Source organism: Hymenobacter sp. YC55 (genome assembly GCF_029433095.1).
In the GTDB taxonomy this organism is placed as follows: Bacteria; Bacteroidota; Bacteroidia; order Cytophagales; family Hymenobacteraceae; genus Hymenobacter.
In genome coordinates, this window is the sequence record NZ_JARNTX010000001.1 from 3,060,973 (window position 1) to 3,073,363 (window position 12,391).

12 protein-coding genes are annotated in these 12,391 nt (G+C 53.2%); 6 read left to right on the forward strand and 6 right to left on the reverse strand.

The window, feature by feature from the left end:
- Positions 1 to 58: 58 nt before the first annotated feature.
- From P1X16_RS12670 to P1X16_RS12695, 6 genes are all read left to right on the forward strand, one after another.
- The gene (locus tag P1X16_RS12670; RefSeq protein WP_277229253.1) at positions 59 to 694 is read left to right on the forward strand and encodes an HAD family hydrolase; all 636 of its coding nucleotides are present in this window, start codon (positions 59 to 61) and stop codon (positions 692 to 694) included.
- A gap of 41 nt (positions 695 to 735) precedes the next feature.
- A complete protein-coding gene (locus P1X16_RS12675) occupies positions 736 to 1,449 on the forward strand; it encodes a transglutaminase domain-containing protein (RefSeq protein WP_277229254.1) in 714 nt (237 codons plus the stop codon).
- A 79-nt stretch (positions 1,450 to 1,528) separates the two neighbouring features.
- Positions 1,529 to 2,062, forward strand: a complete 534-nt coding sequence (locus P1X16_RS12680) for a hypothetical protein (protein WP_277229255.1) — start codon at positions 1,529 to 1,531, stop codon at positions 2,060 to 2,062.
- Between the two features lie 386 nt (positions 2,063 to 2,448).
- On the forward strand, positions 2,449 to 4,605 hold the full coding sequence (locus P1X16_RS12685; RefSeq protein ID WP_277229256.1) for an alpha-galactosidase: 2,157 nt from the start codon (positions 2,449 to 2,451) through the stop codon (positions 4,603 to 4,605).
- Positions 4,606 to 4,731: 126 nt separating this feature from the next.
- Positions 4,732 to 4,968, forward strand: a complete 237-nt coding sequence (locus tag P1X16_RS12690) for a hypothetical protein (protein ID WP_277229257.1) — start codon at positions 4,732 to 4,734, stop codon at positions 4,966 to 4,968.
- Positions 4,969 to 5,478: 510 nt separating this feature from the next.
- Positions 5,479 to 7,128, forward strand: coding sequence for a trypsin-like peptidase domain-containing protein (locus P1X16_RS12695; RefSeq protein ID WP_277229258.1), 1,650 nt, complete (start codon positions 5,479 to 5,481; stop codon positions 7,126 to 7,128).
- A 136-nt stretch (positions 7,129 to 7,264) separates the two neighbouring features.
- On the opposite strand, the gene P1X16_RS12700 is transcribed toward P1X16_RS12695, so the two are convergent.
- From P1X16_RS12700 to P1X16_RS12725, 6 genes are all read right to left on the reverse strand, one after another.
- On the reverse strand, positions 7,265 to 8,221 hold the full coding sequence (locus P1X16_RS12700; RefSeq protein ID WP_277229259.1) for a 2-dehydropantoate 2-reductase: 957 nt from the start codon (positions 8,219 to 8,221) through the stop codon (positions 7,265 to 7,267).
- Positions 8,222 to 8,321: 100 nt separating this feature from the next.
- Positions 8,322 to 9,956: an amidase gene (locus P1X16_RS12705; RefSeq protein WP_277229260.1), complete on the reverse strand. Its 1,635-nt coding sequence runs from the start codon at positions 9,954 to 9,956 to the stop codon at positions 8,322 to 8,324.
- Between the two features lie 43 nt (positions 9,957 to 9,999).
- Positions 10,000 to 10,671, reverse strand: a complete 672-nt coding sequence (locus tag P1X16_RS12710; protein ID WP_277229261.1) for a metallophosphoesterase family protein — start codon at positions 10,669 to 10,671, stop codon at positions 10,000 to 10,002.
- Positions 10,672 to 10,795: 124 nt separating this feature from the next.
- A complete protein-coding gene (locus P1X16_RS12715; protein ID WP_277229262.1) occupies positions 10,796 to 10,963 on the reverse strand; it encodes a DUF2256 domain-containing protein in 168 nt (55 codons plus the stop codon).
- A gap of 244 nt (positions 10,964 to 11,207) precedes the next feature.
- Positions 11,208 to 11,741: a PAS domain-containing protein gene (locus P1X16_RS12720; protein ID WP_277229263.1), complete on the reverse strand. Its 534-nt coding sequence runs from the start codon at positions 11,739 to 11,741 to the stop codon at positions 11,208 to 11,210.
- 12 nt (positions 11,742 to 11,753) lie between these two features.
- Positions 11,754 to 12,116 carry a hypothetical protein gene (locus P1X16_RS12725; RefSeq protein WP_277229264.1) on the reverse strand — a complete coding sequence of 121 codons (363 nt, stop codon included), beginning with the start codon at positions 12,114 to 12,116 and terminating at the stop codon, positions 11,754 to 11,756.
- Between the last annotated feature and the right edge of the window lie 275 nt (positions 12,117 to 12,391).

Sequence of the window (12,391 nt, forward strand, 5' to 3'; positions counted from 1 at the left end):
AACGGGGGACTATTCTTCCGAAAGAACGAATTATGAAAGCGCAATTGCTATGAACTGAATGGATACTAAAGACAAACTACTTCTTATCCTCGACCTAGATGAAACCCTGATTCACGCTTCAAGCAAGGAATTAGACCGACCAGCTGATTTTACCTTATTCGATTATCATATTTATATACGGCCTTATCTAGCAGAGTTTCTAGTTGGGTGCAGCCAGCATTTCAGGCTGGCCATCTGGTCGTCGGCTTCCGACGATTACGTGGCGGAAGTGACCAAACGCATTATCCCGGCGTCCATCCCCCTCGACTTTGTTTGGGGCCGGAGCCGCTGCACTTACTGCTTCGATTTCAAGAATGCCGCTTTCGAAGACTCGGGATACACCGGCTACTACAATCACTACGACTACGTCAAGGTGCTTAAGAAACTTCGGCGGCGCGGCTACGATTTGGATAGGGTGCTGATAGTGGATGACACACCTTCAAAGGCCAAGCGCAACTATGGCAACGCCATCTATCCAAGGGAATACCACGGGCAATTGCACGACAACGAACTAATCCTGCTCTTACGCTATTTAGCTCAGTTCAAGGATGTAGACAACGTTCGATCCATTGAGAAAAGAGATTGGCAAAACCGCGTAGCCCTTACTGGTGAATTAAGTAACACTTCTAGGATACGCTTGCTTACACCCGAATAACTATTTCCTTCTATTCCACCTGCAACTCCAGCAGCGTACCGATGAAAACCTTGTTTGCCTGGCTGCTTTTACTGCTGCCTGCGGCGGCTTCAGCCACTGGCACTGATACGCTGAATACGCGCCTTTATCAGCACGCTCAACAGGCCCCACCAACTACCAACGTCCGCAACCTGGTAGCCTATCTTAAGCAGGGCACTACTTCCGAGCGGGAACGGGCCGAAATCATCTTTTACTGGATAGCCGACCACATTAGCTACGACTGTGAGCTTGAAAAACAGGCGTATATCACGCCTGCGGCAGTTTCCATTGATAGCATCATGAGACGGCAGAAAACCATCTGCTCGGGTTATGCGCGCTTGTACGCCACCATGGCCGCGTATGCAGGAATAGCGTGCCAAACGGTAGCAGGCACCGCCGCAAATCGTTTCGGCGAGGGTATGCACTCTTGGAACGCGGTATACATTAATAAGCAATGGCTGCTGGTAGATGCCACGTGGGGAAGCGGCGGCACCGTAGACCAAACTGACCGGTACGTTAAGCGCTTGGACCTGCGCTATCTGTTTGCTGAACCTAAGTTTTTGGTGACCACCCATCTCCCCAACAACAGCCGCTGGCAGTTACTCGATAGCCCCATCAGCCTAGGTACTTTCCAGGGCATCCTGTGGAAGCACAGGCGTGAGTCGCTGTATCAAGACGAGGTATTCCAGGCTTCTACCAACAACACGAGCACCCTATACAAAAAGAATCGGCGGTAGCCCAAGGGCAACGGAGGTTGTTGAAGTCCAGCCAGCATGCGTTGGCTAACTACCTTTCGCGCCTGCCGTACACTTCGGCATGAAGCCTCTCCTTCCACTTTTCGCCTTGCTGGCGCTAGCCGCTTGTAGCTCCGAACGCGAATCGGCGGGGCGGAAGCAGGAGGAAGTGGTGCCCGCCGCGGTGAAGAGCGAGGTATCTACAACGGAACGCGTAGGCGCAACCGGCCGCAACCACGCCTACATCCGACGCTTCTATATGAGCAAGGGCCGCTTCTACGTGACGCTGGATTACATCCAGTTTCTGACTGGCAAGGCCGCAGTGGCAGCAGCTCGGCGCAAGGGCGACGCCCAAGTGGAAGTGGTAAACGGCGACTCCATCTATTCGGTGTTCGACGACCACTACATCGTCAACGATATAGCTGCGCCCCGTACTTTTCCGCTGAGCGAGCAAGCTACCATCACCCTCTGGGATACATCCGACGACTTGCGTCAGTACAGCGTTACGCCGGCCCAACTACTCGACAAAGGCAAAAGCTTGTTCCGCTACGCGCCTTTCATTGTAGAAACCACCCAAGGCCGGGTTACAAGTATCACGGAGCAATACGTGCCGTAATACACATCGAGTGACGTTAGGCCGGACGCCCGCTACACGCTTAAGAATTGCACGCATAACAGAGTGGCCGAAAGTAGGTGCCGCACAGGTTGCCACTCATCGTAGCGTAGCTCCACTAAGCAAACAAAGCCGGCTCCATAAGGAAACAGGGCGTCGAACTGCATTTGAAGTGGTTATAGAGTCTATTTCAAACGCGGAGCTTACCAGCATTACAAGCAGTTCCTGAATTCTAAGGTCTGATGGCTGCTGGCAGCGACTACCGAGCACCGCATTCTACAGATATTTTTCACTGACAAATGCAGTGAAACCAGCAACTTGCGGCTCATGCAAACCTTGGCCGTTACGTGCAGCGGCCAGCTTTATTATTCTTAAGCTACTCTCCCCTTATGCGCAAACTTCTCCTGTGCTTGCTGTTTCTGCCGCTTGGCCTGACCAAGGCCGCGGCGCAATCAGTTTCCGCTCCCATTGTTATCGAAACCAGCCATACGAGCCTGGTCTTCGCGGTGGGCGACAATAAAAAGCTCTATCAAACTTATATAGGTGCCAAGCTTGCCAATCAGCAGGACTACAAAACCCTGCCAAACAACCACGAAGCCTACGCCCCCGCTGGCACCGACAATTTGTTTGAGCCGGCTATTCGGGTGGTGCACCCCGATGGCAACCCGTCCCTTAGTCTGGCGTTCGTGGGGGTGGAAGCCAACAAAGTGGGCGACAACGTAACTACCACCATCCGGCTGAAGGACCCGCAGTACCCGGTGGAAGTGGCGCTGCATTTTACGGCGTATTTCAAGGAAGATGTCATCAAGACGTGGACCGAAATCCGGCACCAAGAGAAGCGGCCAGTACTACTCACCAACTACGCCTCCACTATGCTGCACTTCGATGCCGGCAACTACTGGCTCACGCAGTTTCACGGCGACTGGGCCGAAGAGGTACGCATGCAGGAAAGCCAGCTTACGAGCGGCGTGAAGGTTATCGACAGCAAGCTCGGCACGCGGGCCAACCAGTTTCAGACGCCTACTTTCTTCTTGGCCCTCAACAAGCCCGCCGACGAAGTTACCGGCGAACTTATAGCCGGCACCCTCAGCTGGACCGGCAACTTCCGCTTTGCCTTCGAGCTGGATCAGCAGAATGCCTTGCGTATTTCAGCGGGCATCAACCCGTACGCCTCGGAGTACACGCTGCCGGCTGGCCAGTCCTTTGTCACGCCCGAGTTTGTGTTCACCTATACCAACCAAGGCAAGGGCCAGGCCAGCCGCAACCTGCACCGGTGGGCGCGGCAATACAGCGTGCTCGATGGCACGCAGCCCCGCCTAACACTACTCAACAACTGGGAAGCCACCTTTTTTGATTTCAACGAAGCCAAGCTCGACAACCTGATTGGTGGGGCCAGCAAGCTCGGCGTGGATTTGTTTCTGCTCGATGATGGTTGGTTCGGCAACAAATATCCCCGCAACAATGACCAAGCCGGGCTTGGCGACTGGCAGGCCAACAAAACCAAGCTCCCGAGCGGCGTGGGGCACTTAGTGCAAACCGCGCAAAAAGAAAACGTGAAGTTCGGTATCTGGCTGGAGCCCGAAATGGTGAACCCCAAGAGCGAGCTGTACGAAAAGCACCCCGACTGGATTTTGAAGCTGCCCAACCGCCCCGAACACCTGAGCCGCAACCAACTCGTGCTCGACGTGACCAACCCCAAAGTGCAGGACTTCGTGTTCAACGTGGTAGATGAGGAGCTGTCTAAGGGCGTGGCGTACGTGAAGTGGGACTGCAACCGCATGATGACCAACACGTACTCGCCCTACCTAGGCAAAAACCAGAGCCATGTCTTTGTCGATTATGTTCGAGGCTTGTACAAGGTGCTGGACCGGGTGCGCCAGAAGTATCCGCACGTGCCCATGATGCTGTGCTCGGGTGGCGGCGGCCGCACCGATTACGGTGGCTTGAAGTACTTCACCGAGTTTTGGGCCAGCGACAACACCGACGCTTTCGAGCGCATCTTTATTCAGTGGGGCTACTCCAACTTCTTCCCGTCGCTAACAGTGTCCAACCACGTCACCAACTGGAACCGACAGCAGTCCATCAAGTTCCGCACCGATGTAGCTATGATGGGCAAGCTTGGCTATGACATCGAGGTGGATAAGCTGCAGCCTGAGGAACTGGCGTTCAGCCAGCAAGCCATCAAGGACTATAAGCGCCTGAGCCCGGTTATCTGGCAGGGCGACTTGTTCCGGCTCCGTTCGCCCTACGACGGCAACCAGGCGGCTCTGGTCTATGTGGACCCCACCCAACAGCAGGCGGTGCTGTTCGCCTATAACCTGCACACGCGCTACAACGAAGCGGTGCTGCCCCTAAAGCTCCAAGGCCTCGACCCTGCCCGGCGCTACCGCATCACGGAAATCAACCTAATGCCCGGCAGCAATTCTCAGTTGGCCGCCAACAACCAAACCTACTCCGGCGACTTCCTTATGAAAGCGGGCATTCTGGTGTCGCCCGGCAACGCACCCGCCCTTACCAGCCACGTACTGGAACTGCGGGCCGAATAAAGAGCCAGTTACCGGTTCTGAATTGTCTGTATCAAGAGCCTGGCGACTAGCATCTGGCAACTGGTTCGGCTTTATGCGTGCCGTTGTCGTACAAGGAAGAGTTTCTCACTTTAACTGTTCCCAACCATGGCAACCACCAAAGCACCCGCCGATACCGACCAACCGCTTGACGAACGTGCAACCAATGCCGCGCAAGGCAAGCAAGATGCCGGCGTAGTTGGCCAAAGCAGCGGCAAGCCCACGTACGGCACCGGCGGCTACGAACTAAACCTAGACGATGAAGCCGGCGACCAAGGCGGTTCCGCCAGCGCTTCTTCCTCGACCAGCAAAGCCCCACATGAGTCGTCGGAAGACGATAAGTAAACAGCTTGAGAACCTCTGTAAAGCTCCTTGAAACTTCAGTTTCAAGGAGCTTTTTTGTTTATTATACCCCTTGTAACGCAACTTTCAAAAACACAATGCGTCCTATGGCGCCGGCAAAAACTCACCATAAATTCTTTATAACTAAAATGCTAGTTCTTTCCCATTGAAACACCAATCACTAATTTTAAATTTTGTATTATTTCAATTAGACACATAAATAAAATTATGCCTTAAGTGATGCAACTAAATGCCATCAAAATCAACAGTACAACACATATCACTGCAAACCAATGACATACTCATTAAAATTAGTTGTATTCAGTACTAAACCAATGACGCTTGATCTTACACTCAGCAAGCTTTACTTTATTCACTATTTAACAATTTCTATAGAAACAAGGAATTAATTGCCTTTGATTCAATATGCCATTCTATGATTTTATCATTAGTTTTGAGAGAAGTTATCTGATCTAACAAAGTTCTATTGTCATATTTTTCTCTCCTTCTAATATGAAGAAACTCTTTACTCCAGTTGTCTACAGTGTGCTTCTCAGTTCCACCTTGTTACAAGGATGCGCCACTATTATTGCGACTCCTTCGCAGACTGTGAAGGTAGTAGGGCAACCTGCCGGTAGCACTATTTACATCAACGATAAAGAAGTAAAAGCCAAACCGATTGCGGGTAGCTCTGATGTTAAGATCAAGGTACGGCGCAAGAAGAGCTCTGAAATTAAGATCAAGCACGATGGCTATAAGGACTACTCTGAAGTTGTATATCCAGACAAAAAGAATGCTTTAGTCTATTTAAACTGGTTGCCGGTTGCGGGTACATTTTACGGTATTGGAGCTTCCAGCGTCGAAGGGCAGGTAAGCCCAGTGATAGGCTATGGCTGGATAGCTGGAATTGGCGGTTTTATTGTCGACCGTGCTACTGGTTCTGCAATGCAGCTCAACAAAAGTGAAATAAAGCCGGATATGATGCGCTTGCCGAAGGCTGTTGCGGGCAGCCAAACGGTGCAATGTGGGCCGGTAAATGTGCGCATAAAAGGCGGCGACAAGATGGGGAATTTTATCATTCGCAAAAATCCCACAGAGATTCTCTATTTCGGTAAATCACTCGATGTCGATGCCGAGCATTTGAAGAGCAACGTGAATAGCACGTTGAAAGATTTAGGTTATAGCGTACCGACTACCGAAGGCAAAAGCGTATTCACAACTGGTGTTAATTCGCGCTACACCCTGCAAGGCGAGATGCGAGACATTAAGTACGACATTCATGCTACGCACGAATATGAATCTCGGGCTCGCTTCGAAACCCACTGCACGGTAGAAGTAACTTGGAAATTGGTTAATCAAAACCGTCAGACTGTGCTTGAGCATAAAGCGAGTGGTTCAAGCATCAAGTTTGAAAAAGGCGGCAGCGCCGCTTTCGAAGACGCTTTCGAAAATTCCCTCTACACGTTTCTATCCAACAAAGAAGTTACCGCCGCTCTCGCGAAGCCAACCGGGGTAACCGCCAGCACTAGTACTAACAGCAACTTGGCTGAGGAAGAAAAACTAGCACCAATTGCAATGCGCCGGGCCGCTCCTCTCAAGCCGGTAGGTGACAACGGCGTTAGCGCCGCCGCACGTTGCGTGGTAACAGTTGAAACTACTGACGGACACGGTAGTGGTTGTGTTATTTCCTCTGATGGGTACCTCATTACCAACGCACACGTTGTGGGTGATGAAGAAACAGTGAAAATTCATATGGCAGACGGCATTGAAGCCAAAGGCAAAGTGGTCCGGGTAAATGCTAACATGGACTTGGCATTGGTGAAAGTGGATGTTGATGGGCTGTCAGCTTTCCAACTACCAAGCGCCGCCAGCACGGATTTAGGGGCCGATGTGTTTGCCATTGGGACACCAGCCGATAAAGAACTAGGCCAGAGTATCACGAAGGGAATCATCAGCGGACGCCGCAAAATTGAAGGTCACGCCTTCTTGCAAACGGATGTGAGCATTAATGGTGGCAACAGCGGTGGCGCCTTGGTTGCACGCTCGGGCCAACTAGTAGGCATTGTCAATGCTAAGCTCGTGGGTCGTGGCATCGAGGGCATTGGCTTTGCCATTCCGGCCGAACAAGTTAGTGAGGCACTTCAGCTAAAATTTGTTGACTAACTGCTGTTAGATCAACCAATGCTTTTGGCCCCACACGAGTCGTCGGAAGACGATAAATAGAGTACGCTACTCAAGCACGAATGCAACCAAAAGCAGCGCGAAACTTAGGTTTCGCGCTGCTTCTTTTTTGGGGTGTTTAGCTGCTGATCTTTTGCAGTTGGCTTTCTTTTATTTCCTCGTAAATCTTACGGGTTTCCTTGACCTCAACATCGAGAGCTTCGCCATAGGTCAGGATGGCGCCGGCGAATAGCTCCAGTTCGGTATGGACCTTGCTGGAATTGACGTCCAGTTGCAGGGAAGTGGGCGTATGATACGGGAAAGACCGAGCCTTCTGGAAGGTTTGGTTGATGATGTCGGTGGGCAGCGCAATGCCTTTTTCGTGGGCAATAGCTTGTATTTCCTGCATGATGGCGTGGGCCCGCTCATGTAGGGCGGGCTCTTCCTCCACCTGCCCAATCGACTTGTTGTAGCGCGCCGATACCAGCCCGAAGCTGGCGATAAAGAAGAATTTCGTCCAGATAGCGGGAAAGGCATCCGGCTGATACTCGATGGCAATGCCAGCATCAGCCAGGAGGTTAACCAAATCCTGCGGCTGATAGGCTGGCCGCTGCGGATCTTGGCCGACAATGATTCTACCCGGGTTGCCTTTGTGCTCTACCACACCCTTTTCTTTGATGTGCGAGGCGACGTACACGCAGGCGGGCAGCACAATAGCCGTCGGGATATTGCGCCGGATTCGGTCGTAGATGTCCACGCCGTTCATGAGCGGCAGCAGCACTACGTTGTCGTGCAGCTTTGGCTTTAGCTCGGTGCACACCTTCTCCAAGTCGTATTCTTTCACGCAGATAACTATTACATCGGCATCTGCTAGCTCTGCAACGGTTTCCAGCAACTTTGTCGGATGGGTTACGCTGTTGGGATGCTCGGGCGAAAGCAGCGTCAATCCGTGTTCTTTCACGGCGTTGTAGGTGGCGCCGCGGGCTACGAAGGTGATGTTGACGGCAGGATCAGGAGCATAAAACTGCGCCAGCTTAAATCCGAAATACCCGCCAACTCCCCCAAGTCCGACAATAGCCAGTTCTGTTGTTTTCATCTTTTGCACTGCTCGGGTGGAAAGTAATTAGGAATTACTGGTGCGAGATACAAAAAAGCCTCCCGAATTAAGTTCGGGAGGCTTTCTGATGGCAGGTTCTTTACCCCACAAACGGTGGCTGAAACTGAGGCGCAATTCGTTTTTTCGAAGCTTGCTCGTAGGCATACGCCACAGTCAGCAGCGGGCCCTCGGTGTACGCACCACTCACAAACGACAAGCCCACGGGCAGCCCATTAACGGCACCCATCGGGACGGTGATGTGCGGGTAGCCCGCCATAGCCGCCGGCGACGACGAACCAGGTCCGCCGCCCGCATCCCCGTTGATTAAGTCGATAACGCGGGCCGGGCCGGTGGTGATGCCCACAATGGCGTCGAGCTTGTTGGAACTGATGGCGGCATCCAGAATCTGCCGGGCACCGAGGTGCGACTTGCGCAGGGCCGCTTGGTACTTGGGGCTGTTCAGGTCTTCCAGCTTTTGCGAGGCTTCCAAGATTTCCTGCTGAAAGAAGGGCATAGCCTTCGGTTTGTTCTGGGTGTTGAAGGCAATGACGTCGGCCAGCGTTTTGACGGGCGTGTTGGCCGTGGCCAGATACTTGTTTACGCCGTCTTTGAACTCGTAGAGCAGCACGTCGTATTCGGCTTCGCCGAGGGCGTCGCAGGGCTTGTCTACCTCCACTTCTACCACCGTGGCACCTTGGGCTTTGAGTAGCTCCACGGCCTGCTTGAACAGCGGTATAGCGCCGGAAGCACCTTCCAGATGCCGCTTTTCAATCCCGATTCGCTTGCCTTTGAGCCCATTGGCGTCCAAAAACTTGGTGTAGTCGGGCTGAATCTTGCCGGTGTTTTCCTTGGTCACGGCATCGGTGGGGTCTTGGCCAGCCAGGGCGCCGAGCAGAATGGCCGCGTCGCGGACGTTGCGGGCCATGGGGCCGGCAGTGTCTTGCGTGGCGGAAATTGGGATGATACCGCTCCGGCTCAGCAGCCCCACGGTCGGCTTGATGCCCACCAGCCCGCAGCACGACGACGGCGACACAATAGAGCCATCCGTTTCGGTGCCGATGGCCACGGCGCACAAGTTGGCCGATACCGCAGTGCCCGAGCCGGCGCTGGACCCGCTGGGTGTACGGTCGAGGATGTACGGGTTCTTGGTTTGACCGCCGCGGCTGCTCCAGCCGCTAGTAGAGCGAGTCGAGCGGAAGTTGGCCCATTCGCTTAGGTTGGTTTTGCCGAGCAACACCGCGCCCGCAGCCCGCAGTTGCTTCACGATAAAGGCATCTTGCGCAGCCTTGTGGCCAGCCAACGCCAAGGAGCCCGCCGTGGTTTGCTGCTTGTCGCCGGTGTCGATGTTGTCTTTGATGAGCACCGGAATACCGTGCAGCGGACCGCGCACTTTGCCGGCTTTGCGCTCTTTATCGAGTTCGTCGGCAATGGTCAGCGCATCGGGGTTGACCTCGATAACGGAGTTGAGTTTCGGGCCCGCTTTGTCGAGGGCGTCGATGCGCTTCAGGTACAGTTCGGTGAGGGAACGGGCCGTGTGCTGACCGTTGGCCATTTTCTCTTGCAGCCCGGTGATGGTAGCTTCGTTGAGCTCGAACGAATCAGGAGTTGCTGCTGCCTCGCCGGCCGTACCGGCTGCGGGCTTGGTATTGGCCTCGGTGGTGCAGGCGGTGGTGCCCAACGTAGTAAGTGCAAAACCGGCCAAAGAACCGTTCCGCAGGAAAAGCCTTCTGTTCATTAGTATGAGTAAGTCGTTTTTGCTGTAAGATAGAACGCCAGTGCTACTTCTCTTGCCTTATCCGCAAACTATCCTCCCGATGGGTGGGCACCGAAATAAGCTTGCGGAGTTTGCCAGCCGCAGAAATGCGGGCACCGGTGAGCAAGTGGCCGTACACAGCGCCGGTATCTATGTTCAGGGAGTTGGACTCCTTATCAATTGTTGGCGCGTAGTCGAGGATGGGGGTATGGCCAATGACTTGCAATTTGCCGATGTTGCGGAGTGGCCCCCGGTACCAGAGCACGCTGTCGGAGCTTTCTTCGTCGAAGGGGTCGAGGGTATCCGAGATGCCGGCGTGGCTGGCGAAAACATGGTCGTTTTCCCAAAACAACGGCCGTTGCTTGATCCAGGCTAAGTGCGGCGCCAGCAAATCGGGTTGCGCGTCGTACTGGTCGATGGTTAAGGAGCCGCCCCATTCCGGCCAAGAGGTCGGAATGTCATCGGGGCTGTAGAAGTCCAGCATGCCGGCTTCGTGGTTGCCTTTCAGAAATACCGCTTGCTCGGGATACTTTTCGCTGAGTTCCATCGCCAAGGCTACGCATTCGGGCGCGAAGTTGCCGCGGTCCATTAGGTCGCCGAGCTGAATCAGGCGTTCTTTTTTGGGCCGCCAGTGTTGCAGCAGCTCCAAAAAGGTGTGGTAGCACCCGTGTACATCACCAACAACAAATAAATCCATAGCCAAAGGAAGTAAGCGTTTGGCCGCCTACTCGTAACTGCAATATCAGCTATGGGTGCTCCTGAAGCTACAGCGCACGTCAATAAATTGGCGTGAGAGGCCAAAAGCAGCTTTTCTTTACCGTTTATGCAGTAGTACCCGCTTTGGGCTTGTTGCGCTGGCACTTCTCGCCGCAGTACTTCACCTCGTCCCAAGAGTTGCGCCACTTCTTGCGGTACTCGAAAGGCCGGCCGCAGGTAAGGCAGATTTTGGTTGGCAGGTTTCCTTTAGTGAGTTTGGCAGGAATGGGCATAGCATATACGAAAAGCTACAGCCAGAACGCTAGGCGCTGCTAGATGTTTACTGCTTTAGTTATCAAAGCGGCTTAGCTGCAATCAGTACTTCGTTACACTGCTGCTATCCGCTACGTGCGTTAGGTTGAGCTAAGTACTGGTACCACCCCTTGAACTGTTGTTTGGTTTGGGATTTCAAGACGCCTATCACACAGAAAGAGGGCGGCTCCGTGCTGGAACCGCCCTCTTTCTTTGTAGGTGAAACTACTTGCCTACTTGCTGACGCAAGGCTTGCACTTCGCGCTCTAGCTCCAAGTTGCGGAAGGTCACCTTCACTTCTAAGTCAGCATAGGCGCGTTCTAGCTCCTGCTCGCGTTTGCGCAGGGCAAACTCAATTTCTTTTTGCTCCTGGATGTCGGTGCAGGTACCAAACCACTGCTTGATGGTGCCGTCTGTGTTGAATTGGGGGCGGGCTTGGCCCAAAAACCAGCGGTAGCTACCGTCTTTGCTTTTGAAGCGGTACTCGATTTCGTAGAACTCGCCGGTGGCTAGGGAGTGGCCCCACACCTGGCGGGCCCGCTGCCGGTCGTCGGGGTGCAACAGGTTGTTCCACATATCGGGCCCGACACTATCGGCGAGGGTGTAGCCCGTGAAGTCGGTCCAGCGCTGATTGAAATAGGTATGGAAACCCGTGGGGTCGGTGAACCACACCAGCTGGGGAATGAAATCAGCAAGAAAATGAAATTGCTCTTCGGCCTGCTGGCGCAGGCTTTGTTCAGTGGAAATGGTAGCGCTCATTTACAACGGCAATTAGCAAGGACGGGCAAGCTGGAGTTCCATGCCCGACTGAAAATACAAGTTAAGCTGACTCTGTAAGCCATCGGTAGAGCGGCGCAGACGCGTGATAAGAGCCCGAGTTTCTTCTTGCAGCAACTGCAATTCCAGATAAGGACGATTCAGCAAATTATCGCGCTCCATGCTCCACTGGCCTGAGTTTTCAGTATCAGGAGCATGCACTTGCAACCTACCGGGCTGCAAAGAAAGTTTGGTGGCGCGAGCCAGTGGGCTATCCGGATTGTTGCGGTTCAGCACACGGTCTTCTACGCACCATTCCCCAGTCAAATAGTCGTCAGGCATCTCTTGCAGATTGATGTCAAATAGAAGTTCAGACATACAGGAAAGAAAGCAAAGAGAGGAAGTAGTAAGTAAAAATTAGTACGGTTGAGGACGATACAAAGGTTACGCCCAGGTGATGTGGCAAATGGATTGAAACAACCAATAGTTCAATTATTCGGTGTTGTGAGCCTTCCCTGCTTTGCTTGCGGGTTAGAATCAGATAGTTGAATTGAAAAATAAAATTTGCGGCGCTAAAATTAGTGCGTGCACAAACAACAGTCCAGTTAAAAAACCTATAAAATTAACACCGAAGCACCCTACCTGCATGGGCA